A 23,926-nucleotide genomic window follows, 5' to 3' on the forward strand; every position below is an offset into this window, starting at 1 on the left:
CCCAATGCCCAATGCCCAATGCCCATTGACAACTATCAACCAACTAACTGTGGAACTGTATTTAATTCGTCATGGTATCGCCGAATCGGGTGGATCTGATATTACAGATGAAGAGCGATCGCTTACCAAAGAAGGGCGACAAAAAACCGAAAAAATTGCCCAACGCCTGAAAACGTTGGGTTTACACTTTGATTTAATCGCCACCAGTCCCTTAGTACGCGCTCGCCAAACCGCCGAAATCCTCATCGCCACCGGATTAAGTTCGCAAATGGAAGAATGCATCTACCTGGGCTTTGATGGCGATATTCATAGTTGGGTTGCGGACTGGTTGGAACCGAGAAATTATTCACCGCAAACGCAACTTGCGCTGGTTGGACATGAACCTTGTTTGAGCGAATGGGCGTCCATTCTCCTTTGGGGTGATGCCAAACAAGGTTTAGTCCTGAAAAAAGCAGGTATGATCGGAATAAAACTACCAGAAAAAGGCTCATATCTGGGTCGTAGTCAGATGTTTTGGTTGACACCACCCAAGTACTTGCTATAGCGGTTTCTTTATAGTTTTCAAAGAACTATGGTTACAAGAGATACTGTTATGGCGATAACAATTTCTGGTAAGTTAGCTTGAGCAAAACTTTCAAAAAACAGATGGTGTTGCCATGATGGTGTGCGAATATAAGCCCGGTTTGGAAGGCATTCCCGCCGCCGAATCCAGTATCAGCAATGTTGACGGGCAAAAGGGAATACTTGAATATCGTGGCATCCAAATTGAGGAACTAGCAGAAAAAAGTACATTTCTGGAAACTGCTTATCTGTTAATCTGGGGTCAGTTGCCCACATCCGAAGAACTGCAAGCGTTTGAGCATGAAATTCGCTTCCACAGACGGATAAAATATCGCATCCGTGACATGATGAAATGCTTTCCAGAAAGCGGTCATCCAATGGATGCTCTGCAAGCCTCAGCCGCCGCTTTAGGCTTGTTTTATTCGCGCCGTGACTTACATAACCCTGCCTACATTCGGGATGCAGTGGTTCGCTTGTTGGCAACCATTCCGACAATGGTAGCAGCGTTTCAGTTAATGCGAAAAGGTAACGATCCGGTGCGCCCTTGCGATGACCTGGATTACTCGGCTAACTTTCTCTATATGTTGAGCGAGAAAGAACCCGATCCGCTAGCAGCGCGAATTTTTGATGTCTGCTTGATTCTTCATGCCGAGCATACAATGAATGCTTCCACCTTCAGCGCGAGGGTGACAGCTTCTACCTTAACTGACCCCTACGCCGTGGTTGCCAGCGCAGTCGGAACCTTGGGAGGACCTTTGCACGGTGGGGCAAACGAAGAAGTAATTCAGATGTTAGAAGAAATAGGCTCGGTAGCGAATGTACGTCCCTACCTAGAAGATTGTCTGCAACGCAAAGCCAAAATTATGGGCTTTGGACATCGTGTTTACAAAGTGAAAGACCCGCGAGCCACGATTTTGCAAGACTTAGCACAGCAATTGTTTGCGAAGTTCGGCAGTGACAAGTACTATGACATCGCCATAGAGATGGAACGGGTGGTAGAAGAGAAACTCGGTCATAAAGGAATTTATCCGAATGTTGACTTTTATTCGGGTTTGGTGTATGCCAAATTAGGAATTCCTACAGATTTGTTTACACCAATATTTGCGATCGCTCGTGTTGCCGGTTGGTTAGCTCACTGGAAAGAACAACTCGCAGAAAACCGCATTTTCCGTCCTACCCAAGTTTACAACGGTCAGCACGAAATTGCTTACACCGCCATTGAAGAGCGTTAATCGGTAATGGGGCAATGGGCAATGGGCAATGGGCATTGGGCAATGGGAATAAAAAGAAGTTTCCGTATTTCTATGCCCCATGCCCCATGCCCCATGCCCCATGCCCCATGCCCCATTCCCCACTTCTCAATCATTACCATAGGTAAAACTTCTCATCAGGTAGACGAGGGGAAAAACCATCCAACGATATACTAGGCATGGTAATTAGCAACAAATCTTCAATCAAGCGTCAACAAGAGCAGAATTATTAATGGATAAGTTTACAAATATTAACTCAAATTAATAGTTGTAAATGACTAAGACTCGATGACTTCAACAACGGAAAAATGAATCCAGGAATTGACCTCCAAGGAACTTTTATTAAATCCCTGATGGATTTGGGGCTACCATCCGGCACAGCCAAAGCAATTTGGATGCCCCTGCCGATGATATTGATGCTCATTGGGGCAACAGTTGGTGTGCTGGTTTGTGTTTGGCTAGAAAGGAAGATTTCCGCAGCCGCACAGCAGCGGATTGGACCTGAATACATAGGACCTTTAGGCTTGTTGGCTCCTGTAGCCGATGGTCTAAAGTTGGTATTCAAAGAAGATGTAGTGCCAACTCAGGCTGACCCCTGGCTGTTTACCCTCGGTCCAATCATCGTTGTATTGCCAGTATTTCTGTCATATCTGATTGTGCCTTTTGGACAGAATATCCTGATTAGCAATATTGGCACAGGAGTCTTTTTGTGGATTGCTTTATCTAGCATTCAGCCGATTGGCTTGCTGATGGCTGGTTACGCCTCAAATAACAAATACTCTCTCTTAGGGGGGTTGCGGGCAGCAGCGCAATCGATTAGTTATGAGATTCCTTTGGCGTTATCGGTGTTAGCGATCGTCATGATGTCTAACAGCCTCAGCACCGTTGATATCGTCAATCAACAATCGGGTTACGGCATCTTAGGGTGGAACGTTTGGCGGCAACCAGTCGGTTTTATCATCTTTTGGATCTCCGCTCTTGCCGAATGCGAACGTATGCCTTTTGACCTACCCGAAGCCGAAGAAGAAATAGTAGCAGGCTACCAGACTGAATACTCTGGGATGAAATTCGCTCTGTTCTACCTAAGTTCTTATGTCAACCTGGTGCTTTCTGCTTTGCTAGTATCAGTTTTATACCTGGGCGGCTGGGATTTTCCCATTTCACTTAACTTGATTGCCAGTTGGGTCGGAGTTAGCGAAACTAATCCCGTATTGCAGATCGTAGATGCCTCACTAGGCATCACCATGACCTTACTCAAGGCTTACTTCTTAGTCTTTCTCGCAATTTTGTTGCGCTGGACAGTGCCACGGGTTCGCATTGACCAATTGCTAGATTTAGGATGGAAATTCTTACTACCAGTTGGGTTGGTTAACCTTCTATTAACCGCAGCCTTGAAACTAGCCTTTCCCGTTGCTTTTGGAGGCTAATCACTAATCGCTAATCGCTAATCGCTAATCGTTTTTTTACAATTAGCAATTAGCAATTAGCAATTACCCATAAAGAGAGAGACACAAAATGTTAAAGTTCCTAAAACAAGTTGGTGATTACGCCAAAGAAACGGTACAAGCTGCTCGTTACATTGGTCAAGGTTTGTCTGTCACCTTTGACCACATGCAACGGCGTCCAGTAACCGTGCAGTATCCTTACGAAAAATTGATTCCCGGTGAGCGGTTTCGCGGTAGAATTCACTTTGAATTTGATAAGTGCATTGCTTGCGAAGTCTGTGTTCGTGTTTGTCCAATTAACTTGCCTGTAGTTGATTGGGAATACGACAAGGCAAGCAAAAAGAAAAAGCTCAACCACTACAGCATCGACTTTGGAGTTTGTATCTTCTGCGGTAACTGCGTGGAATTTTGCCCAACTAACTGTTTATCGATGACAGAAGAGTATGAGCTTTCCACATACGATCGCCATGAATTGAACTATGACAACGTGGCGCTAGGTCGTTTGCCTTACAAAGTTACAAATGACCCGATGGTAACACCGCTACGCGAACTGGTCTACCTACCCAAAGGCGTGATGGAACCCCACGGTTTGCCAGCCGATGCACCCCGCCCCGGTGCCCGTCCAGAAGACTTAGTGGAAAAGGGCTAATAGGTAATAGGTAGTTGCTATTACCCATTACCGATTACCCATTACCAGTTACCAATTATCAGATATTAAAGGACAAAAAACAGTGAATCTAGCCCAAGGAGTACAAATCGTTTCCTTTGGCATACTGGCGGTGATGATGGTAGGAACTGCGCTTGGTGTAGTGCTGTTCTCAAGCATTGTCTATTCTGCTTTTATGCTGGGAGGCGTGTTTATTAGCATTGCTGGCTTGTATCTGTTGCTCAATGGTGACTTTGTAGCATCAGCACAATTGCTAATTTACGTCGGTGCGGTGAACGTGCTGATTTTGTTTGCAATTATGTTGGTAAATAAACGGGAAGATTTTGTGCCGTTTCCCAATGCTTGGATACGTAAAGCCCTAACGGGGGTAGTCAGTCTAGGATTGTTTGCCCTGTTAAGTACGATGGTCTTAGCGACACCTTGGAGTCATTCAACTCCTGTTGTGGGTGGTGAAAGTTCCATCGTTTTAATTGGTGAGCATTTCTTCAGTGACTTTTTGCTACCTTTTGAACTCGCTTCTATTTTGTTGCTAATGGCAATGGTGGGAGCAATTATTTTGGCGCGTCGCGAGTATTTGCCAGAACCGATATCATCTGGATTGCCGCAAACCATTTTAACTTTACCAGAACGCCCCAGAGAACTGGTATCGGCTGGTACTAGTACTGACTTGGATGGTACTGATACTTATCGTGGTGGTTCTCGTCGCGAATAATCAAAGAGGGGAATGGGGCATGGGGAATGGGGCATCGTCCAAGTGGTCTATGTGTGGCTGTGAAATAGGTCTAGCTTCTTTTTATTGCCAATTCCCAATGCCCAATTACGAATTACCCATTGCCCATTGCCCATTGCCCAATTCCCAATGCCCATTAACAACCAACAAACAAATTCATGCAACTCCAGTACTTTTTATTACTAGCAGCGGCTTTGTTCTGTATTGGCATCTTTGGCTTAATTACTAGCCGTAATGCCGTGCGGGTGCTGATGTCGATTGAGTTGATGCTGAATGCTGTTAATCTGAATTTAATGGCATTTTCTAACTTCCTAGACTCAACATTAATTAAAGGTCAAGTTTTCACAGTATTTGTGATTACCGTGGCTGCTGCTGAAGCGGCAGTTGGTTTAGCGATCGTGCTTGCCATTTATCGCAACCGCGATACTGTCGATATGGAGCAGTTTAATCTTCTGAAGTGGTGATATGAAGTGCAACTCAAGCAAGTAATCATTGCTTATAAAGCCAGAGACCCCCAAAGCAAACGCTGGGCTGAAATCTGCGCCAAGCAACTTGAAGACCGCCAATGCCACGTATTGATGGGACCCAGTGGACCAAAAGACAATCCTTATCCGGTGTTTTTGGCTTCTGTAGGGCAACCAATCGATCTGGCTGTGGTACTTGGCGGTGATGGTACTGTTTTAACTGGTGCAAGACATTTAGCCCCAGCTGGTATCCCAATTCTGGCAGTGAATGTGGGAGGTCATCTGGGGTTTTTAACTGAGTCGGTGGAAGAATTTCAGGATACAGAGAAGGTTTGGGATCGGCTGCTGGAGGATCGCTATGCTATCCAGCGGCGTATGATGCTACAAGCGGCGGTATATGAGGGACATGGGACAAATATAGAACCTGTTACCGAACGCTACCTGGCTTTGAATGATATGAGTATCAAACCTGCTTCCGCCGATCGCATGATCACTTCAATTTTAGAAATGGAAATTGATAGTGAAATTGTCGATCAGTATCAAGGAGATGGTTTGATTCTGGCTACTCCCACAGGTTCCACTGGTTACACCGTTTCTGCCAATGGTCCGATTATGCACGATGGTATGGAAGCGATTACCATTACTCCCATTTGTCCGATGAGTCTTTCTAGTCGTCCTCTGGTATTACCTCCCGGTTCGGTTGTTAGCATCTGGCCTTTGGGAGATTATGAGTTAAGTACCAAGCTGTGGATGGATGGAGTGTTAGCTACTTCGATTTGGCCCGGACACCGCGTTGATGTGCGAATGGCGGATTGTCGCTCTAAGTTTATTATTCTGCGGGAAAATTATTCCTACTATCAAACGCTGCGAGAGAAATTATTGTGGACGGGGACAAGGGTTCGCTACAGTAGTAATAATCAGCACAATTGATAGAAGTAGAAGCGATCGCATTTAGCCTACAGAAAAAATATGCGATCGCTCAATAACAGACTACATTGCCTAGATAATTCGCAGCTTCATCTTCAAATTTGACTACAGATCCGGGCAAACTGCATCTACCTCAACTTCAATCAACATCGCTGGATCGATCAAAGATTTTACTTCCAACATACTTGTAACGGGCGGATTTTCTCCAAAGAATTCTTGATGCGCCCGTCCAAATCTGCCCAAAGGGTGATGTCGGTGACAAACATCCGGGTTCGTACTACGCAGCTTGTATCAGCGCCTAAATCTTGCAAAGCTTTTTGAATAATCTCAAAACAGCGTTTTGCTTGCGCGTAAGCATCACCTGGGGCAAACACGCTACCAGCTTCATCAACTGACGCAGTACCGGAAAGATAAATCAAATTTGCAACTTTCACCCCTCGACAGTAGCCTACTTTTGACTCCCAAGATACACCAGAAAATGTTCGCTTAACTTGCATCGGTTATCATGTGAAACGTTATGTTAATCAATCGTACTTGCAATAACAATACTAATATTTACGCAGTTACAAAGTAGTTTGGATAAATTTAATACAATTTAACTATATTATTTTGAGAGTTAATAAAGATAAGGTATTTATTCCTCTTAGTACCAAATTAAGTTACTGTCAAAGTAAGGTTGGTGATGTTTTACAATAAACGGCTCTGTGTGAGTACGCTAGCAAGCCTCATTTAATTAATTCACCTACTTTTGTAGTTTTTTTAACAACTTCTTGGGATTGCTTATGCATCAGTTCAAACTTGCTCCCAGTTGGTTGCGATTTTTAATTGTTGTCTTGTTGGCGATCGGTATATTTTTTCGCTTTGTTAACCTAGAGCGTAAAGTTTACTGGCATGATGAAACTTATACCTCATTGCGGATTTCGGGTTACACAGTAAAAGAAGTTAAGCAGCAAATTTTTAATAATCGTGTAATTACGGGGACATATTTTGATAAGTATCAACGTCTCAACCCGGAAAAGAAGTTAGGTGACACAATTAAATCTTTAGCAATAGAAGATCCGCAGCATCCACCGCTTTATTACATAATAGCTCGATTTTGGGTGCAAATTTTTGGCAATTCGGTAACAGCAATTAGAAGTTTGTCTGCTTTTATCAGCTTGCTGGTGTTTCCGTGCGTTTATTGGTTATGCAAAGAATTATTTAGAGTGCCATTGTCAGTTCCTTTTATAGCGATCGCTCTTATGGCAATCTCTCCGATTCATCTTGTCTATGCTCAAGAAGCACGAGAATATATGCTTTGGACAGTAACTATATTACTCTCTAGCGCGTCACTGCTGCGAGCAATTCGCCTGGAATCAAAAAATAAAGAGTTAGCCAAAAAACAGCAAGCGTCAGATTCTATTATTGTATGGGGCATTTATGCAGCGACTTTAACACTGGGCTTATATACATTTTTATTAAGTGGATTTGTCGCGCTTGCTCATGCTATTTATGTATTAGCAACTGCTAAATTTCAGTTTAATAAAACAGTAAAAAATTATCTTTTTGCTTCGTTAGCAGGCTTTTTAGCCTTCATGCCTTGGATATTAGTTGTATTGTTCAATTTTTATTTATTTAACTTGACAACAGCTTGGACAAAGACGCAAATTAATTTTATCAATTTAATTCAAGCTTGGCTGATTCAGTTAAGCCATATTTTCTTTGATTTTAACTTTGGGTTTGAAAATCCTCTCAGCTATTTCATTACACCAGTTATTTTAATATTCGTTGGTTATGCAATTTATTTTCTTTATCGAACAACTAACGAAAAAAGCTGGTTGTTTATTGTATTGTTGATTGCCGTGCCAGCGTTACCTTTAATCTTACCAGATTTGCTGTTTGGGGGAATACGCTCATTAAGCGATCGCTATTTCTTGCCTTCTTATTTGGGTATTCAAATTGCTGTTGCTTATCTGTTAGCAACTCAGATATATAACGGAAATTTAGCGCGACGGCAAATCTGGCAAATAATTACAGTCCTAGTAATTACCTGTGGAATGATTTCTTGTGGGGTAAATTCTCAAGCCGAAACTTGGTGGAGTAAGGTAATTAGTTATGGTAATCCACAAGTTGCCACAATCATCAATCAAGCTTCTCGTCCACTTTTAATTAGTGATTCTTTTGGCATTAATTATGGAAATGTCTTTTCTCTCAGCTATCTTTTAGAACCAAAAGTGCGCTTTCAGTTGGTGAAAGAACAAAATACACCTAAAATTTCTAATCAATTTACAGATATATTTTTACTAAATCCGGCAAATGATTTCCGCAAAAAAATAGAAAAAAGCTATAAATCTAAACTAAATGTTGTCTATAAAGATAACTATTATTCACTTTGGAAGCTAGTAAAATACCAGATTTTGCGCCGACGCAATATTTCACACAAGATACCCGACTTCTCAAAGAAGTCGGGTATCTAAACAAGTTAGAAAAAACTGAACAGAAAATTTAAACCAATTCTCAGCTTAAATTAATTTTGTCAGGGGTATGACGCTTTAAAGTGTCATTAGAGACGAATTTAAGGACACTAAAGCTATGAAATTCAAGTTTTTAGCAGTTTTGGGTATCGCTGCTGTTTTAAGCGTAAGCTATGCAAAAGAGGCAACCTCAAAGCAAGTAAGTACGCAGATGCAGCATACAACGGCAAGTACTACTGTTGCACAAGCAACGCAAGGTACAGCCACAGATTCTGCAACTTTTAAAGCTGGGGAACACCCTACTCATCGCGTTTAAGTGAAGGAAGTGTGTTTACAATCACCTTGCCCGCTTTGGGGACAAGGAGACAAGGGGGATAAGGAGACAAGGGCGACGGGCGTGGGGACAAGGGGGAGTTTGCCTCCTCGTCTTGCTTGTCTTCACGCCAGTCGCTACAACGGAGGGAACCTCCGCAACGCGCTGGCTCCCCATCTCCCAAGTCTGCCTTGTCTTCCCCCTCTCCCCATCTCCCCATCTCCCCATCCCCCCCTCTCCCTCTCCCCTTCCCCGTGTTCAGAGGCAAATTTCTCGAAGATTATCCGGAACGGCATTATTTGAGTTGGTAGTTAAAGTTGTGCCGACAAGAGAGATATATTCAACGCTATCCCTTATAAAAAAGGCAAGACAAATAACTGCATAAGCTAATAAACCAGAACCTACTTACTTATAACAATCAAGTTCAAACCCAAAACCTAATCATAAATTATCAGGTGATCAATCATGACAAGCTTTACTCAAATCCAATCACAAAACGATTTACTACAACCAATCCGCCAGTGGATGGAATCGAGAGAAATTAATAATCCTAAACTTGCCCATTTCTTGTGTCAACTTATTCCGGCTCAATGTCCTTTTGAAAGAGATATCAAAGTATTTGGACGCAAATTATTTCACATTCCCCCAATGTGTAAGTTAAATCCTCTTTATGAGCAAGTAGTTAGTCTGCGTTTCAAAGCTTTGTGTTATCTAGCTGATGAATGCGGTGAAGATGTGACAGCTTATTGCTAAAATTTCATGTTTTGTTTGATGCAAAAGCGAAAACTTTATAGTTAATCAACCCTTCAGCCTCAATAAATCATTAGCCAGATGTGCAAAGAAAGTAAATAATTCAGGCAGCCGACGCAGATATCTTTTCAATTTAACGACCTGAATTTAAAGCTTTACGGTGGCAAGCGGCTTTCAAAGCTTACTAATTTTGTCTAATACCATATCCGGTAAATTGCCTATATTGTAGAGACGTTACATATAACGTCTCTACACGGTTTGATGGTTTTTTATTAGAGTTAATTTGCCGGAATCATATAATTTATACTAATTACGCGGATTTCATTAAACATAAAATTATTTTATGTTTCGTAATGAAGGCTTTAGCCCTGAGAATAGCTGAGGGCTGAAGTATTGTAGGGTGCGTTAGGATGAAATCCGTAACGCACCCTACTGGCTACTGGCGTGGCAAGACTAAGAAGAGTGCATTACTACAAAGTTCCGTTTATTTATGTCTATTTACTAATTAAATAAAGTTGAATACGGTTGACAAATTCTTCAAATTCGGTAATTAACTTATCAGTACCTCTACGCTCGAATTTTTGAGACAGTTGTTCTAATGTTTCTGCGGCTAAATGCATGGCTGTAGCACCGATGTTGGCACTAGCACCTTTGAGGTGATGAGCTTCGTGAGCGATTTTTTCAAAGTCACTTTTCTCGATCGCCTGTTTCACCGCTTCTAAACGAGGTTGGATATCTTCAACAAATATTTGCAATAATTCCAATTCAAATTCTGCGTTGTTTTCTGAGAGTTGATGCAAGTGTTCCCAATCAATTAGTAAGTCGAGTGAAGCCGCATCAGATGCAATAGTTTCTTCTTTTGTGAGTATCACGCTTGCCCAATACTCTAATATTGCTGCTAATTTTTCTTTCAACACTGGTTTGCTCAGATAGTCGTCCATTCCAGCATCTAAACACATTTGTTTATCTTCTTTCATGGCATTAGCAGTCATCGCAACTATTACAGGACGACAATGATTAATAAAAGAAGCACTTTGCCAACTAAGAATTTCTCGTGTGGTTGCCAAACCGTCAAGAATTGGCATTTGGCAATCCATCAAAATCAAGTCGTAAGGATTTTTTTCTAATAGCTGCAATACTTCTTTGCCATTGACAGCAACATCAGCTTCGTATCCCAAGCTTTCAAGCAGCTTTAAAGCTACTTTTCGATTTACCAAATTATCCTCAGCCAGCAGAATTTTTAATTTGGATTTAGCTGGGGAAGTGGAGGAGTGGGGGAGAGGGGGAGAGGAGCCAGCGCTGTGCGGGGGTTCCCCCCGTTGAGGCGACTGGCGTGGGGGGATGGGGAGAAAGAATTGTCCCTTTGTCTCCTTGTCCCCTTGTCTCCTTGTCTCCTTGTCCCCTCGTCCCCTTGTCTCCTTATCTCCCTTGTCATCTACTAGTAAGATGCGCCGATTTTTGATTTTGCGATCACTTACTGAACAAACAGGTTCAACTGCAACAGTAAAAGGAATTTCAAACCAAAATGTTGAACCTTTCCCTAGTTGACTTTCTACGCCAATTTGTCCTCCCATTAAGGTAACAAGTTGTTTGCAAATGGCTAATCCCAAACCGGTGCCACCATACTTGCGGGTGGTAGAAGCATCAACTTGCGTAAATGGTGTAAAGAGTTTGCATTGGTCTTCTGGAGTAATGCCAAGACCGGTATCTGTAACCGTAAAGTAGATAATAACTTTATTCAAGGAAAGCGATAGCGTTCGCGTAAGCGTCCGCTCTGCGGAAGCGCTGCTGCCAAAGGCAGATCGCACATCTGCCCGCACGATCACTTCTCCAGTGCTAGTAAACTTGATCGCGTTACCGATTAAATTCATGAGAATTTGCCGCAGACGACTAACATCTCCTTTCAGGTGAATGGGGACGTGACGATAAATTAACGCCGCAATTTCTAATTGTTTATTATGAGCTTGGGGAGCTAGTAAATCCAACACTTCTTCTACACAAGTGGACAAGTTAAAATCTAAAGTTTCTAAACTCATTTCCCCTGTCTCAAGTTTGGATAAATCTAAAATTTCGTTGATCAATTTCAACAACGTGTCTCCACTAATGCGAATTGTTTCCAGAAAATCTCGTTGTTCAAAAGTGAGGGGAGTTCCTAATAGTAGTTCAGTCATTCCCAATACGGCGTTCATTGGGGTGCGGATTTCATGACTCATGTTTGCTAAAAAGGCACTTTTAGCTTGAGATGCTAACTCGGCTTGGCGACGAGCAATTTCTAATTCTTGCCGCTGAATAATTTCGGCTTCTAATAGTTGAGCTTGAGCCAAAGCAATACCTACTTGGTCAGCAATTTGCCGCAAAAGTTCAGTTTCAAAACTAGACCAAGAGCATGAATTAATGCATTGATGAACAATTAGTAAACCGCAAATTTCTTCGGCGATGAGAATGGGTACAACTAAATTTGCTTTGACTCCGAATTGTTGCAGTAATTCCAGATTATTTTGTTGAACTTCAATTAGATCCTCCATCGCGATCGCCTGAATCTTATTTTGACGGTATTGCTGTAAAGTTTGTTGTTGTAAATATTCGGCGCGAAAGTAGGAATCGATGATGTTTTGGTCTTTAATTGTCGGTAAGCCAGAAACTACTGCTTCTATTACCACAGCTTGAGTTTTGTTAGGCAAAGGCTGATAAATTAACACTCTATCGGTCTGGAGAATTTTTTGCACCTCGGTGACGGTGGTTTGGAGAATTTCTTCGATTTGTAAAGATTGACGAATTTTCAGAGCGATATCAGTAAATAGTTGCGATCGCAAGTTTTGGCGTTGAAGTTCTTCTTTTGCTTGTTTGCGCTCAATAAATTGACCGACTTGCTGACCAAGAGAAGTCATCATCTGCACTAAATCTGGGTCGGGTTGTTGAGTTTGCTGATTAAAGCAGGTAATTACACCTAAAATGTTATTACCACTGCGAATCGGAAAACCAAAAGCTCCATGCAGTCCTGCTTTTTGGGCAATTCTTCCTCTGTGGAATTTTGCATCATCAACGACATCAGTAAACCAAACAAGTTCATTATTAGCCCAAACAAGTCCAGGTAGTCCAACTCCTCTGGCAAAAGTAATTTGCTGAGTTACTGCTTTAAATTCTTCTACTTCGATGCATTCTTTATGCCAAATGTCAAGACAATGTAAAACATTAACTTGTGCGTCCACCATCCAAATTTCACCCAAAGCCCATTCCAAGCTTTCGCAAATCGCTTGTAGAATTCGGGGAGTAGCTTCGGCGATGGTGGCAGAATCGGCTAATACGCGGGTGGTAGTATGTTGTGCGGTTAAATAACGATTGACTCGCTGGCGATCGCTAATGTCAATACCAGTGCCGATAATATATTCTACTGCACCTCGATCGTCATACAAAATAGTATTCGAGCAAGAAATCAAGCGTCGCGTGCCATTTTTTGTTACCCAGTAGTTTTCATACTCTTTTAAATGTTCACCATTTTTTAACTGCTGAAAAACTGCTTTGACTGGTTCCACTTCTTCGGGAAGTAGAAACAAATTCCAAAAATACCTACCTCTGACTTCATCGAATGAGTAACCAGTTGTTTTTTCACAAGCTTGATTGAAGCGGACAATTTGCCCTTGGGAGTCGAGAACTATTACTAAAGCGCTGACTGTATCAAGAATTGCTGAGATAAAGTTGCGTTCTTTGTGCAGAGATTCTTCTGTTAACTTGCGTCGTATTATTTCACGATAAATTAGGTAGTAGATTCCCGCGAGAATGAGACAACTGAGGCAAATAGCGATCGCTAATGTAAAAATTGTCTTTTCTCCGCTATATTTGGCTACTTTTAACTGCTGGTCAAGTCGCTTTTTTTCCTCCTTTTCCATATCACGAATTATATCGCGGATATTATTCATGATGTTGTTTCCCTGATTTGTGCGAATTACCTGTAATGCAGCATCAAACCCTTGGTTTTGGCGCAAATCGATAGTTTTTTTGAGTTCGTTTAGCTTTGCTGCTATCAGGGGCTTCAACGTGTCTATTTGACTTTGTTGAAAATAATTATCTGCTGTTAAATTATTCAGTTCTGCAATATCAATCTTTGCCAGTGCAGTTTTATAAGGTTGTAGATAAGCTGAGTCTCCGGTGAGAATGTAACCGCGTTGTCCAGTTTCAGCATCCTTTATCTGAGAGAGTAATTCCGACAAATTGGTGATTTTTTCTTCAGTTTTTCTAACCTGATTATTAGTTTCAATAAAATATTTTGTCTGTTGATATGAAACCACGCCAATTAAAATTAAAATTGCCGATGCTAACCCAAAAGCACCAGCAATGCTTTTGAAGAATTTATTGTGTTTGTGTGTTTGTTTGCCTTGATTAGTTGTTAGTACCAAAGAAGCTAAATTGCGCCGCAGTTCCAGTTGCTTGATTATTTGGCGACCGAGAGTGCGTAATGCTTCTAGCTGTTCGTCAGTCAGTTCTCGCGGTACATAGTCAACTACGCAAAGTGTTCCTAAAGCGTGTCCCTCAGGATTAATTAAGGGGACACCTGCGTAAAAGCGGATATTGGGGTCAGAAGCTACCACTGGATTTGTGGCAAACCGTTCGTCAGATGTAGCATCAGGCACAACAAAAACGTCGGGTTCAAGAATAGCATGAGCGCAGAATGCGATATCGCGGGGTGTTTGTAGTGCTTCTATACCGACTTTAGACTTAAACCACTGGCGGTCAGCATCAACTAAACTTACTAAAGCGATGGGAGTTCCACAAATATACGAAGCTAAACGGGTGAGGTCATCAAAGACAGCTTCCGGAGGAGTGTCAAGGATTTTATACTGCAAAAGTGCTTCGATTCTTTGTGCTTCGTTATCAGGTAATGGTGCTTTCATCCTTGAGTGTTATCTTCAGCTTAAGTCAACAAACTTATATCAATTAATGACAACAGTTTGTACAAAAGGGTTAGGGTGATAACACTGATATCGATTTTTAAGCGATCGCACGCCTTTTGGATGATAGTATAAATAATGAGACGATTTTTTCAGAAATATTTCCCGCAGTTAATATTTGCTCAACTGTGATACAAAGTTCTGGAAATGTAGAAGACAGTAATTGCTGATTGACAAAAAATTCATTTTGCTCATACAATCCTTCTTCCCACAACAAAACTGTTACTTTAGACTCGATTAAATCGACAATCCAATATTCAGGAATTTCCAAAGCTGCATACTCAGAGGCGATCGCACAAAAGCACTTTTCGATTTCGGCTATTGGTAACAACAACGTCTCCTCAATCACCTTCTCAATATTGGCATTAGCGTTAAATAACTTACCTAAATCTACCCAATGGTCGATACCCAAAAGTGGCATCGTACCATGTAAGCGTTGGATGTAGTCATGAAAACGCGATCGCACCTTTTGCACGAGGTCATCAACAGAAAGCTTTTTTCGCTGTAACTTTGCTCTTTGAATTGCTTCTGTATCTGCATTATGGGAAAGGCGATCGCTACGTGCGCGTGACGGTTACGTTGTAAAGGACACAACAATGCAGCAACTAACGAGCGATCGCACTTTACCTACAAACCTCACCCAAATCTAATTTTGCCAGCGGTGTGCAGACGCAAAGTTGTTTTTCCGCAAGCATGACGCGATCTTACAAACCGATATTTCGTAGGTGCGATCGCACTTTTTTAGCATTCATCCTCCATCACCTCATGCATCAGCCAGCAACTCATCTAAACTGTCGGGAAATCTCCCGGCTTCAACCATCTTAGTAAACACTCGGTAGCAGTCATCCTTTGCCCCCTCTTTACGCGGAAACTCTAACCACAAAATAGCGATCAAATTTAGCCTGCGTTTATTCCCCTCTGCCCCTGACCATAAAAAATAACCTTAAAAGAGCGATCGCACGTCTACATTAAGGCGATCGTACTACTTCAAAGGTTATTTTTCTAGAGAGGACTTTAGTCCTCACTACGAATTTATTCTACTGTTACCGACTTGGCTAAATTTCTCGGCTGATCGACATCTAAACCGCGCCGCGCTGCTATATGATAAGCTAATAATTGCAAAGGAATTACAGTTAGGATTGGCGAAAGTAATTCATCCACGTTGGAGACGGGAAGCAGATCGTTAAAAATTTCCGCAGCTTCACCATTGTTGACGGGAGTTACACCAATTAAGCGCGAATCTCTGGCTTTTGCTTCTTGGGCGTTAGAAATCACCTTTTCGTAAACATTACCAGGCATAGCGATCGCCACTACTGGTACTTTCGCATCTAATAAAGCGATCGGACCGTGTTTCATTTCCCCAGCGGGATACCCCTCAGCATGAATATAGCTGATTTCTTTTAATTTCAACGCTCCTTCTAAAGCGATGGGGAAGTTAATTCCCCTACCCAAAAAGATAAAATCTGTGGTTTCTGCAAACTCGTGCGCTAACTGTTCAATTATATTTTCTTGACTTTCCAAAGTTGCTTCAATTTCTTTAGGAATCTGTCGCAAACAGTTAATAATTTCCTCTAATTTGTCAAGATAAATTGTTTGACGACGATAAGCTAAATCCAAAGCTAAAGCATAAAATGCCATCAGTTGAGCGATAAAAGTTTTTGTTGCCGCTACCCCAATTTCTAATCCTCCGTGGATATTGATAATCTGAGATACCATTTCACCTAAAGTGCTTTCTGGACGATTGGTAATTCCCAATAGTCGCGGTTTATACTTAAGTTCTAAACCGCTGCGGCGTTCTTTTTCCATCGCTAAAGCTGCTAGTGTATCAGCAGTTTCCCCAGATTGAGTTACGCCAATTGTGAGAGTATTTGCTGTTAAAGGTGATGGTGCATAGCGAAACTCAGAAGCATATTGCACCTGTGTGGGAATTTCTGCCAATTGTTCTATCAAGTATTTACCGATTAGTGCTGCGTGCCAACTCGTACCGCAGGCGAGGATTTGAATTTGCTCTAAATCAGCGTACAATTCTGCTGGTAAGCTTAAATTAATTGGCGAAGACGCATCATTTGTAAAATAAGCTTCTAAACAAGCCCTAACTACTCCCGGTTGCTCGTAGATTTCCTTGAGCATGAAGTGCTTGAATCCCTGTTTTTCTACCATTATGGGACTCAAGTTGAGCAAGCGCGGTTGTTTTTTCAACCTGTCACCAGCAAAGTTATATATTTCTACTCCTAAAGGTGTCAAGCGTGCCATTTCGCCATTTTCCAGGGTTAGCACCGCACGGGTATGAGAAACGATCGCCGGCGTATCCGAAGCGCAGAAAAATTCCCCTTGACCAAAACCAATCACCAGTGGTGCTTGTTGTCGGATAGCGATCAGTTCATCCGGAAAGTCAGCACAAACGCAGGCGATCGCAAATGCCCCCTCTAATTTATTCACAGCTTGACGCACTGCCTCGAAGAAGGGAGAAGGGGAGGGGGAGAGGGGGGGAAAGGGGGGGTTTTTTAAGAATTCGGCGATTAGGTGGGGAATGACTTCTGTATCCGTTTCCGAACGAAACACATAGCCTTTTTGTTTGAGATCCTGGCGTAACTCGCGGTAGTTTTCAATAATGCCATTTTGCACTACCGCCACTCGCATTGCTGTATCCATGTGTGGATGAGCATTATACTCTTCTGGCTTACCATGAGTCGCCCAGCGAGTGTGACCAATACCAATTTGTGCCGGGGCTTCGACGGCTTCTAGTTTGGAACGTAGATTATGCAGTTTGCCTTTAGCGCGGACGCAATTAACCTCACCTTCCCAAATAGTGGCGATTCCGGCGGAATCGTAACCCCTATACTCTAGTTTTTCCAGCCCAGAGAGCAAAATTTCTGTCGCTGCTTGAGTGCCGATATAACCTACAATGCCGCACATTGCTCACACCACTTTGTTTTCAGGATGACTAAACCCAGTATAGTTGTTAAGACAAATGCGGGGTTTTCGTTAACTTTCAACAAAGTTTATATATGTGTGAAGCAAAAAAAGAGCAATAGTCCAATCTTATTTTCGACTTTCGCCATCATCAGATATTTTTATAGGGTAGTAAGTAGACACTCTTTTAATTAATAGTGTATAATTACTACCCTACAATAGTGTTATTTGCTTGCTATTGACTGTAAATTGCCAGTCGAATTAGAAATTCTGGTGAATTTCTTAGTAAGCCAGACCCATACTGCGAGTGGTTTCGGCTCCCAGGTAAACCCGGATGCTCAAAAAGTCAGTCGGGCAAGCAGTTTCACACCGCTTGCAACCTACGCAGTCTTCTGTGCGGGGTGAAGAGGCTATTTGTTGGGCTTTGCAGCCATCCCAAGGAACCATCTCCAGCACGTCTGTGGGGCAAGCGCGGACGCATTGTGTACAGCCAATGCAGGTATCGTAGATTTTTACGTTATGAGACATTCAAAAAAAGCTCCTAACAAAAGTGTTCTTCTTTGCCAAAGAATCATAATCAAGGCATAGTTTACCGCAGTGTTCTAGCACCTGTAAGCAAAAGGCTACATAACTTTAAACAACTTGACAGTTTAAAAGGAAGTCTGCTAGTAGGCGCTGCTCTGATTTTAATAATACGGCAGTTGTCTGGAAAGAGATTGCGATCGCCTATTACATAATCGGGAAATGGGGCATGGGGCATTGGGCAATGGGCAATGGGCATTGGGCATGGGGCATTGGGCATTGGGCATTGGTAATTGGTAATTGTCCCCCTGCTCCCCCTTGTCCCCCTTGTCTCCCTTGTCTCCCTGCCCCCTGCCCCCTGCCCAACGCACTGCCTCCCCAATGCCCAATGCCCAATTCCCAATTCCCAATTAATTTCTGGTATTCACTCCCATCTCGATCCGGTTTACCTCACAAACTTTCAAGTAAGGCGCAGGCATTATAGAGAGGTATGAAACAAAAGTCAATTACAAAGAGCAATCGAAGTACGTTAACTATGGCAATCATTCGTTGGCAACCTTTCACAGAAATGCAAACTCTACACCGTCAAATGAATCAAATTTTTGATGAAATGTTAACCCAAAAGCGCGATGCTATTACTTGGAAGCCTGCGGCTGAACTGGAAGATACAGATAATAACCTGATTTTGCGCTTATCAATTCCCGGTGTGGAAGCTAAAGATTTAAATATCCGGGTAACACAGCAAGTAGTGGCTATTTCTGGCGAAAAGCGTCAGGAAAATCAAACTGAAAATAATGGTTCCTTCCGTTCCGAGTTTCGTTATGGTAAGTTCCAGCGGGTAATTCCTCTACCAGTTGCGATTGAGAACAACAAGGTGCAAGCTGAATTCAAAGATGGTATTTTGACGCTGACATTGCCCAAAGTAATCGAAGCACGTAACCAAGTTGTCAAAATTAATTTAGCAGATAATACTGCTCAAACAGCTCCTGAAGCTAACCAAACTGATGAAGCTAAAGCTGCTTAATTGACATTGGTTTGATTTGGTGGTATGTAAATTAACCGCGATCGCAGTTTGTGGGTAAATTTCCCGACCGCGATCGCGGTTTTTTCGTATTTTCTCACAGCGCCAAAAAATAGGGATACGTTAAACCAGACGTATCCCCATCAAAACTTAAGACTCAGGATTAACTAGGAAGAAGCATTTTGCAACTCAGCCGTGCGTACAGATAGCAGCTGTGTCTGGTTCCCCCGTTGCACTTTTACCTGCAAAGTCTGACCGAGGCGACTATCTTCCACAATATTTTGTAGCTGTTCGGCTGTCGTGACCGATTGTCCATCAATTTGCACAATCACATCACCCAGACGCATCCCCGCAGCAGCAGCAGGAGAATTGGGTAAAACTCGCATCACCAAAACACCATTAACTTCTGCGACTTTCATCGGTGAGTTAGGATCGTTGTTATTTTGTCTTGCAGCATCAGCAGTTAAAGTTAGCATTTGCACACCTAAATAGGGGTGAGCCACTTTTCCGCCACGTTCGAGTTGCAAGGCGATCGCTTTTGCTTTATCTATTGGAATTGCAAAGCCAATTCCCATTGCGTCAGCACGAATCGCTGTATTGATTCCAATTACCTCACCTCGGTCATTTAACAACGGTCCGCCAGAGTTACCAGGGTTAATTGCTGCATCGGTTTGAATAAACTCCAAGCGTTTGTCGGGAATTCCTACTTGAGCGCTAGAACGTCTGAGGGTGCTGACGATTCCTAAAGTGACGGTATTATCGAATCCTAAAGGATTACCGACAGCGATCGCCCAATCTCCCACTTGTACATTAGCTGAAGAACCCAAGGGCGCAGCTGGTAAATCTCCACCAGCATTAATTTTGACCACTGCTAAATCTGTCACTTCGTCAGCGCCTTGAACTTTTCCTTCAAAGCTGCGTCCGTCTTTGAGGCGGACTGTCACTTTATCAGCTTTATCGACTACGTGAGCATTGGTGAGAACCAAGCCACTTTTGTCAATAATGAAACCAGATCCTAAACCGCGTAATTGTTCCGAAGGCGATCTTTGGGGTAAACTGTCACCGAAAAACCTGCGAAAAAACGGATCGTCAAACATCGGATCTACGCGACGAGTAATTGTCCGCTCAATATCAATTCTGACAACAGCCGATCCCACACGATTCACCGCAGCTGTAACAAAACTACTACTAGCGATCGCAGCACTCGCTGGTGATTGTCTTTGAGCAATTAATTGTAATGAAGCTTCACTCTTCTGATTTGGTGCCGGTTCCGCTTGCGAGGGTAACACTTGCAGACTACTAACCGTTAGCAAAACTCCTAGAAATATCGCTAACACATGGGTACTAAGTTGGCGTATAGACCTGGGTATTTGGGAAAATCGCATAACCACACAAGAATGTTTCAGCGTAATTATTGTTTAATCTTGACAAATATTAGAAGTGTTGAGCTACGAAAACCGCAGCTCAAACTTTTCTATCTACAGCTATTTTTACAGGTTTGCTTCTATTTCCTGCGTATTGACGTTTATTTTTAACTTCATCGACATCTTGCCTAGCTTGTAGCCGTCAGCTAAGTCTAAGAAACTTCTGCAAACATCGGGTATCTGGGCTTTTAATACCTGCTTGTCTGTTCCAGTAGAGCTAAAAACTAATAATCAACAACCAATGACCTTTTAAGCTCTAAGCCGCATCTGTCTGTTGGTCGGTCGGTTGTAGCACAAAGTCGAACTCGGCTGTATAGAAAGGTTTGCTTTGACTGTATGCGTTGAGTTTGTCGAGTGTCTCATGTTTTTGCAGCTTAATGATGGCAGATCTGACCGCGAACGTTGTATCTGAATCGAGGTGCGGATCTCCATCAATATGAATTTGTGTAGTCAGGGGTATATAGCCAGCAGCACTCAACTTAAAATGGATATGACCTGCTCGCTGGGTATGTCGTCCCAAAAGCTGTAGCATTTCACCGCACGGTCCGCTTGATGGGACACTGTAGCCTATTGGCACAACCGTTTCAAATGCGTAGGAGCCGTCCGAATTGGTTCGGAAACGACCTCGGAAGTTACCCTTTGCCTGGGATGCATCTTGAAGGTCATAGAGTCCCTTTGAATTTGACTGCCAGACATCAAGAAGCGCATTGGCAATTGGTTTGTTGTTCAGGTCTAAGACGCGTCCTGATAGGAAGAGCGTATTGCCGTCGGGATCAATTCCGAGGCGATCGCCCATATTGCGCTCTGGTGCATCGGCTACATAGACAGGACCCTCTACATTACTTTCGGTAGCTGTGCTACTCTTGTTATGCAATAGAACCACTAACTCTGAGATTCCCAGCAAGTCGAACAGCATATGAATTTCTCCATTCGGTATCTCTTCTGTGTAGCGATCTGCCCGAATGAGAAAATCGCCCAAGAACGATAACTCCTGTTCCGTCAGATTTACCTCCTGCACGAAGGCGTGCAGATGTCGAACAAGGCTGGTATAAATCTCATAAAGGCGTGCATCAGTCTTGCCTTTATCACCCTGCTGAATCACGGCTTGAGTGATATTTTCCAGAGTAATGTTTCTCATCTTTATCTCTTTTATAAAACTTATCAATAGTTGACTACTTTAGTTAGAGTCTAGTTTTCTAAGTACTTCTAGCATGAATTAACTCATTTTACAGACTACTTTGGTGTTAACTTCCTACTGCTGTATTTGAATGATAAGTCTTTTAGGTGCAAGATATGAGCGCCCCTACATCCCCCTATCTCCCCACCTTCTTGTCTCCCTTATCCCCTTGTCTCCCCCTCCCCCCCTCCTCTCCCCCTGTAGGCTAGGATTTTAGTATTGCCAGAACTTTGATAATTTATGAATGGATTAAACCGATTAGCTGAAGAAGCCTTGTCCATAATACCAGCAGAACATTCCCAAAACGATATAGACCACAGCCACACAGATCGTACTCATGGGCATGGACAGTCGGCTCATCCACACGTCCATAGCGAAGAGTCATTGCGGCGAATTGTTAATCGGCTGTCGCGTATAGAAGGACACGTTCGTGGCATCAAAACAATGGTGCAACAAAATAGTCCTTGTCCTGATGTTTTGTTGCAAATTGCCGCCGTTAGAGGTGCAATAGATAAAGTGGCGCGAATTGTTCTCGATGAACATTTAAATGAGTGTATTGGTAGAGCCTGCAAAGAAGGCAATATTGAAGTGGAAATTCAACAACTCAAAGCTGCTTTGGATCGGTTTTTGCCTTAGAAAATAAAGAGGTATGGGAGGCTAAAGTATAAGACACTAAAAACAGAAGCAAAGGTAAATCATCTAAGCGTTTCAAACACGTTGAACAGCTAGTAGCACAAATAAAACAATGTCTTAGTAACTTACCTGATAGCTACTGAAAGTGGGGTTGAAATGGAACCAACAACAGAACAGTTGAGAGCATTTTACACTAGATGTGTTAGAGCAAGTAATATGTTTCAACCTATCAACGTTGTGCGACTGGACGAAAGAACGAAGCGCATATACGTTTTAATTGGGGACACAATACAAATAGAGATATATCCAAATGGTGAGGTTACATTTCCATGACTAAACCTGATTATCAAGTTATGTCAGATGATGAATTAAGGGATTGGGTGAGATATCACCCACAGGACACTGAGGCATTCCATATTTTAATGGATAGGTTAGACCAGCGACCAAAAGTCATCACTCGCACATTGGAGGAATTTGAAACCGAGTTACAACGGCGTATTAGTCAAACTAGTTGACCAAAACTAGGGTGTAGGGTGCAGGGTGTGGGGTGTGGGGTAATAAAGATAAAGTATTATTTAACTCCAGGACTTGGAGCCGCCTTGGTGTCATAGCCCCCACCAAAATCTATGATTTGGTAGTCTAAAATCAGTGGGGGTACAAGCCCCTACTGATTTATTCCCGAAACCTGCAACCCCATACCCCACACCCTTCTTTCTGACAGTAAATTAAGATTAGCGAAAAGTCACCAGTGTAAAAACTGGTGGTTTAGTCATGAGTAAAACCCGCAATAAGATTAAACACAAAGAGCGATTGTTATAATTTTCGATTCCGAGTTCTGCTGGTTTAATAATTCTGGGATTTTCATACATGCTTTACATATCCTGTAGTGTACATATAATATGTCCCTGGAAAATTACCAATTTCACTATTCTTTCACGGGCAATTCCCAGAAATCACCAATCCTTTTTTTACATGGATTCATGGGTAATTGTCATGAGTTTGATGAAACAATAAAATTACTATCTGATGATTTTGATTGTCTGACAATTGACCTTCCCGGACATGGGAAAACTCAAGTTTTTGGTGGCGATGAGTGCTATACAATGGCAAACACTGCCCAAGCATTAATCAACTTACTAGATAAGCTAAAAATTTATCAATGCTTTTTAGTTGGTTATTCAATGGGTGGAAGATTGGCTTTATACCTCTATCTGCATTTTCCTCAACGTTTTCCTCAAGTTATCTTAGAATCAGCTTCTCCTGGTTTAATAACAGAAGTTGAACAATTAGAACGAGTTAAGTCTGATGAGCAAATAGCGAGAAAATTAACAATATGTGTTGAAAAAAGTGATTTTAGAGCTTTTCTATTAAATTGGTACAATCAGCCGATTTTTGGTTATATAAAAAATCATCCTCAGTTTAAGGGCATGATAGAAAGTCGGTTGCAGAATAATCCTTTAGAATTGGCTAAATCATTGCGGTTTATGGGTACTGGATGTCAACCTTGTTTGTGGGAAAAACTCGAAGAGAATACAAACCCCTTGCTGTTATTAGTTGGAGAGTACGATGAAAAATTTATAGTTGTTAATAGAAAAATGATTAATATATGTGAAGCCCAACTAAAAGTAATTAATAATTCGGGGCATAATATACATTTTGAAAAGACTTTTGCTTTTGTGCAAAATCTCAGGAATTTTTTAAGTTTGAATAAGCATTGAAACGCTTACTCC

Annotated in this window: 28 protein-coding genes; 18 read left to right on the forward strand and 10 right to left on the reverse strand. The window is 42.2% G+C overall.

Annotated elements, in window-relative coordinates:
• Window positions 1-49: 49 nt before the first annotated feature.
• The 9 genes from sixA to AABK37_RS05080 all read left to right on the forward strand — a co-directional run bounded on the left by sixA (window position 50) and on the right by AABK37_RS05080 (window position 6,047).
• Complete coding sequence (gene sixA, locus AABK37_RS05040) at window positions 50-544, forward strand: phosphohistidine phosphatase SixA (RefSeq protein ID WP_432550548.1); 495 nt, start codon at window positions 50-52, stop codon at window positions 542-544.
• 112 nt (window positions 545-656) lie between these two features.
• The gene (locus AABK37_RS05045; RefSeq protein WP_432550502.1) at window positions 657-1,793 is read left to right on the forward strand and encodes a citrate synthase; all 1,137 of its coding nucleotides are present in this window, start codon (window positions 657-659) and stop codon (window positions 1,791-1,793) included.
• Window positions 1,794-1,814: 21 nt separating this feature from the next.
• On the forward strand, window positions 1,815-1,988 hold the full coding sequence (locus AABK37_RS05050) for a hypothetical protein (protein ID WP_432550503.1): 174 nt from the start codon (window positions 1,815-1,817) through the stop codon (window positions 1,986-1,988).
• 131 nt (window positions 1,989-2,119) lie between these two features.
• Window positions 2,120-3,238: an NADH-quinone oxidoreductase subunit NuoH gene (nuoH, locus tag AABK37_RS05055; RefSeq protein WP_432550504.1), complete on the forward strand. Its 1,119-nt coding sequence runs from the start codon at window positions 2,120-2,122 to the stop codon at window positions 3,236-3,238.
• 88 nt (window positions 3,239-3,326) lie between these two features.
• A complete protein-coding gene (gene ndhI / locus AABK37_RS05060; protein ID WP_432550505.1) occupies window positions 3,327-3,905 on the forward strand; it encodes an NAD(P)H-quinone oxidoreductase subunit I in 579 nt (192 codons plus the stop codon).
• Window positions 3,906-3,987: 82 nt separating this feature from the next.
• Complete coding sequence (locus tag AABK37_RS05065; RefSeq protein ID WP_432550506.1) at window positions 3,988-4,635, forward strand: NADH-quinone oxidoreductase subunit J; 648 nt, start codon at window positions 3,988-3,990, stop codon at window positions 4,633-4,635.
• A gap of 19 nt (window positions 4,636-4,654) precedes the next feature.
• The gene (locus tag AABK37_RS05070; RefSeq protein WP_432550507.1) at window positions 4,655-4,882 is read left to right on the forward strand and encodes a hypothetical protein; all 228 of its coding nucleotides are present in this window, start codon (window positions 4,655-4,657) and stop codon (window positions 4,880-4,882) included.
• Window positions 4,812-5,117 carry an NADH-quinone oxidoreductase subunit NuoK gene (gene nuoK, locus AABK37_RS05075; protein WP_029636295.1) on the forward strand — a complete coding sequence of 102 codons (306 nt, stop codon included), beginning with the start codon at window positions 4,812-4,814 and terminating at the stop codon, window positions 5,115-5,117. Before AABK37_RS05070 ends, nuoK begins: the two co-directional genes overlap by 71 nt.
• Window positions 5,118-5,123: 6 nt before the next feature.
• Window positions 5,124-6,047, forward strand: a complete 924-nt coding sequence (locus tag AABK37_RS05080) for an NAD(+) kinase (RefSeq protein WP_432550508.1) — start codon at window positions 5,124-5,126, stop codon at window positions 6,045-6,047.
• A gap of 167 nt (window positions 6,048-6,214) precedes the next feature.
• Here the strand turns inward: AABK37_RS05080 and AABK37_RS05085 are convergent, their stop codons facing one another.
• A complete protein-coding gene (locus AABK37_RS05085) occupies window positions 6,215-6,541 on the reverse strand; it encodes a Rid family hydrolase (protein WP_432550509.1) in 327 nt (108 codons plus the stop codon).
• Between the two features lie 285 nt (window positions 6,542-6,826).
• Between AABK37_RS05085 and AABK37_RS05090 the strand changes: the two genes are divergently transcribed.
• The 4 genes from AABK37_RS05090 to AABK37_RS05105 all read left to right on the forward strand — a co-directional run bounded on the left by AABK37_RS05090 (window position 6,827) and on the right by AABK37_RS05105 (window position 9,563).
• Window positions 6,827-8,500: a glycosyltransferase family 39 protein gene (locus AABK37_RS05090; RefSeq protein ID WP_432550510.1), complete on the forward strand. Its 1,674-nt coding sequence runs from the start codon at window positions 6,827-6,829 to the stop codon at window positions 8,498-8,500.
• Window positions 8,501-8,615: 115 nt separating this feature from the next.
• The gene (locus tag AABK37_RS05095; protein ID WP_432550511.1) at window positions 8,616-8,813 is read left to right on the forward strand and encodes a hypothetical protein; all 198 of its coding nucleotides are present in this window, start codon (window positions 8,616-8,618) and stop codon (window positions 8,811-8,813) included.
• Between the two features lie 9 nt (window positions 8,814-8,822).
• Window positions 8,823-9,113, forward strand: coding sequence for a hypothetical protein (locus AABK37_RS05100; RefSeq protein ID WP_432550512.1), 291 nt, complete (start codon window positions 8,823-8,825; stop codon window positions 9,111-9,113).
• A gap of 162 nt (window positions 9,114-9,275) precedes the next feature.
• Window positions 9,276-9,563: a Mo-dependent nitrogenase C-terminal domain-containing protein gene (locus AABK37_RS05105; RefSeq protein ID WP_432550513.1), complete on the forward strand. Its 288-nt coding sequence runs from the start codon at window positions 9,276-9,278 to the stop codon at window positions 9,561-9,563.
• 491 nt (window positions 9,564-10,054) lie between these two features.
• Here AABK37_RS05105 and AABK37_RS05110 read toward each other — a convergent pair whose 3' ends face one another.
• From AABK37_RS05110 to AABK37_RS05140, 7 genes are all read right to left on the reverse strand, one after another.
• A complete protein-coding gene (locus AABK37_RS05110) occupies window positions 10,055-14,449 on the reverse strand; it encodes a GAF domain-containing protein (protein WP_432550514.1) in 4,395 nt (1,464 codons plus the stop codon).
• Window positions 14,450-14,546: 97 nt separating this feature from the next.
• Window positions 14,547-14,972 (reverse strand): Uma2 family endonuclease, encoded by a 426-nt coding sequence (locus AABK37_RS05115; RefSeq protein WP_432550515.1) that lies wholly within the window; start codon window positions 14,970-14,972, stop codon window positions 14,547-14,549.
• 297 nt (window positions 14,973-15,269) lie between these two features.
• Entirely contained in the window at window positions 15,270-15,401 is a 132-nt protein-coding gene (locus AABK37_RS05120; protein ID WP_432550516.1) for a type II toxin-antitoxin system YhaV family toxin, read from the reverse strand.
• 137 nt (window positions 15,402-15,538) lie between these two features.
• Window positions 15,539-17,422, reverse strand: a complete 1,884-nt coding sequence (gene glmS / locus AABK37_RS05125) for a glutamine--fructose-6-phosphate transaminase (isomerizing) (protein ID WP_432550517.1) — start codon at window positions 17,420-17,422, stop codon at window positions 15,539-15,541.
• A 279-nt stretch (window positions 17,423-17,701) separates the two neighbouring features.
• Window positions 17,702-17,947 carry a photosystem I iron-sulfur center protein PsaC gene (gene psaC / locus AABK37_RS05130; RefSeq protein ID WP_432550518.1) on the reverse strand — a complete coding sequence of 82 codons (246 nt, stop codon included), beginning with the start codon at window positions 17,945-17,947 and terminating at the stop codon, window positions 17,702-17,704.
• A 61-nt stretch (window positions 17,948-18,008) separates the two neighbouring features.
• Window positions 18,009-18,221 carry a hypothetical protein gene (locus tag AABK37_RS05135; protein WP_432550519.1) on the reverse strand — a complete coding sequence of 71 codons (213 nt, stop codon included), beginning with the start codon at window positions 18,219-18,221 and terminating at the stop codon, window positions 18,009-18,011.
• A complete protein-coding gene (locus AABK37_RS05140) occupies window positions 18,149-18,337 on the reverse strand; it encodes a hypothetical protein (protein WP_432550520.1) in 189 nt (62 codons plus the stop codon). Before AABK37_RS05140 ends, AABK37_RS05135 begins: the two co-directional genes overlap by 73 nt.
• 139 nt (window positions 18,338-18,476) lie before the next feature.
• On the opposite strand from AABK37_RS05140, the gene AABK37_RS05145 reads away from it, so the two are divergent.
• A complete protein-coding gene (locus tag AABK37_RS05145) occupies window positions 18,477-18,965 on the forward strand; it encodes an Hsp20/alpha crystallin family protein (protein WP_432550521.1) in 489 nt (162 codons plus the stop codon).
• Between the two features lie 164 nt (window positions 18,966-19,129).
• On the opposite strand, the gene AABK37_RS05150 is transcribed toward AABK37_RS05145, so the two are convergent.
• Both AABK37_RS05150 and AABK37_RS05155 read right to left on the reverse strand, forming a co-directional pair.
• Complete coding sequence (locus AABK37_RS05150; protein WP_432550522.1) at window positions 19,130-20,347, reverse strand: HhoA/HhoB/HtrA family serine endopeptidase; 1,218 nt, start codon at window positions 20,345-20,347, stop codon at window positions 19,130-19,132.
• A 295-nt stretch (window positions 20,348-20,642) separates the two neighbouring features.
• The gene (locus tag AABK37_RS05155) at window positions 20,643-21,524 is read right to left on the reverse strand and encodes a dioxygenase (RefSeq protein ID WP_432550523.1); all 882 of its coding nucleotides are present in this window, start codon (window positions 21,522-21,524) and stop codon (window positions 20,643-20,645) included.
• 279 nt (window positions 21,525-21,803) lie between these two features.
• On the opposite strand from AABK37_RS05155, the gene AABK37_RS05160 reads away from it, so the two are divergent.
• The 4 genes from AABK37_RS05160 to menH all read left to right on the forward strand — a co-directional run bounded on the left by AABK37_RS05160 (window position 21,804) and on the right by menH (window position 23,914).
• Window positions 21,804-22,199: a metal-sensing transcriptional repressor gene (locus tag AABK37_RS05160; RefSeq protein WP_432550524.1), complete on the forward strand. Its 396-nt coding sequence runs from the start codon at window positions 21,804-21,806 to the stop codon at window positions 22,197-22,199.
• A gap of 153 nt (window positions 22,200-22,352) precedes the next feature.
• A complete protein-coding gene (locus AABK37_RS05165) occupies window positions 22,353-22,529 on the forward strand; it encodes a DUF6888 family protein (RefSeq protein WP_432550525.1) in 177 nt (58 codons plus the stop codon).
• Complete coding sequence (locus tag AABK37_RS05170) at window positions 22,526-22,711, forward strand: DUF6887 family protein (protein ID WP_432550526.1); 186 nt, start codon at window positions 22,526-22,528, stop codon at window positions 22,709-22,711. The genes AABK37_RS05165 and AABK37_RS05170 overlap by 4 nt, the downstream gene beginning before the upstream one ends.
• 384 nt (window positions 22,712-23,095) lie before the next feature.
• Window positions 23,096-23,914, forward strand: coding sequence for a 2-succinyl-6-hydroxy-2,4-cyclohexadiene-1-carboxylate synthase (menH, locus tag AABK37_RS05175; protein ID WP_432550527.1), 819 nt, complete (start codon window positions 23,096-23,098; stop codon window positions 23,912-23,914).
• Window positions 23,915-23,926: the final 12 nt, after the last annotated feature.

The sequence above is a fragment of the Tolypothrix sp. VBCCA 56010 genome (genome assembly GCF_050875635.1).
GTDB lineage: Bacteria > Cyanobacteriota > Cyanobacteriia > Cyanobacteriales > Nostocaceae > Hassallia.

Excerpts from the sequence above, each read along its gene's own strand:
- AABK37_RS05045 (WP_432550502.1), top strand. The coding sequence starts at position 657 with ATGATGGTGTGCGAATATAAGCCCGGTTTGGAAGGCATTCCCGCCGCC.
- AABK37_RS05050 (WP_432550503.1), top strand. The coding sequence starts at position 1,815 with ATGGGCAATGGGCATTGGGCAATGGGAATAAAAAGAAGTTTCCGTATT.
- nuoH (WP_432550504.1), top strand. The coding sequence starts at position 2,120 with ATGAATCCAGGAATTGACCTCCAAGGAACTTTTATTAAATCCCTGATG.
- ndhI (WP_432550505.1), top strand. The coding sequence starts at position 3,327 with ATGTTAAAGTTCCTAAAACAAGTTGGTGATTACGCCAAAGAAACGGTA.
- AABK37_RS05070 (WP_432550507.1), top strand. The coding sequence starts at position 4,655 with ATGGGGAATGGGGCATCGTCCAAGTGGTCTATGTGTGGCTGTGAAATA.
- nuoK (WP_029636295.1), top strand. The coding sequence starts at position 4,812 with ATGCAACTCCAGTACTTTTTATTACTAGCAGCGGCTTTGTTCTGTATT.
- AABK37_RS05085 (WP_432550509.1), bottom strand. The coding sequence starts at position 6,541 with ATGCAAGTTAAGCGAACATTTTCTGGTGTATCTTGGGAGTCAAAAGTA.
- AABK37_RS05090 (WP_432550510.1), top strand. The coding sequence starts at position 6,827 with ATGCATCAGTTCAAACTTGCTCCCAGTTGGTTGCGATTTTTAATTGTT.
- AABK37_RS05095 (WP_432550511.1), top strand. The coding sequence starts at position 8,616 with ATGAAATTCAAGTTTTTAGCAGTTTTGGGTATCGCTGCTGTTTTAAGC.
- AABK37_RS05105 (WP_432550513.1), top strand. The coding sequence starts at position 9,276 with ATGACAAGCTTTACTCAAATCCAATCACAAAACGATTTACTACAACCA.
- AABK37_RS05110 (WP_432550514.1), bottom strand. The coding sequence starts at position 14,449 with ATGAAAGCACCATTACCTGATAACGAAGCACAAAGAATCGAAGCACTT.
- glmS (WP_432550517.1), bottom strand. The coding sequence starts at position 17,422 with ATGTGCGGCATTGTAGGTTATATCGGCACTCAAGCAGCGACAGAAATT.
- psaC (WP_432550518.1), bottom strand. The coding sequence starts at position 17,947 with ATGTCTCATAACGTAAAAATCTACGATACCTGCATTGGCTGTACACAA.
- AABK37_RS05135 (WP_432550519.1), bottom strand. The coding sequence starts at position 18,221 with ATGCCCAATGCCCCATGCCCAATGCCCATTGCCCATTGCCCAATGCCC.
- AABK37_RS05145 (WP_432550521.1), top strand. The coding sequence starts at position 18,477 with ATGGCAATCATTCGTTGGCAACCTTTCACAGAAATGCAAACTCTACAC.
- AABK37_RS05150 (WP_432550522.1), bottom strand. The coding sequence starts at position 20,347 with ATGCGATTTTCCCAAATACCCAGGTCTATACGCCAACTTAGTACCCAT.
- AABK37_RS05155 (WP_432550523.1), bottom strand. The coding sequence starts at position 21,524 with ATGAGAAACATTACTCTGGAAAATATCACTCAAGCCGTGATTCAGCAG.
- AABK37_RS05160 (WP_432550524.1), top strand. The coding sequence starts at position 21,804 with ATGAATGGATTAAACCGATTAGCTGAAGAAGCCTTGTCCATAATACCA.
- AABK37_RS05165 (WP_432550525.1), top strand. The coding sequence starts at position 22,353 with ATGGAACCAACAACAGAACAGTTGAGAGCATTTTACACTAGATGTGTT.
- AABK37_RS05170 (WP_432550526.1), top strand. The coding sequence starts at position 22,526 with ATGACTAAACCTGATTATCAAGTTATGTCAGATGATGAATTAAGGGAT.
- menH (WP_432550527.1), top strand. The coding sequence starts at position 23,096 with ATGTCCCTGGAAAATTACCAATTTCACTATTCTTTCACGGGCAATTCC.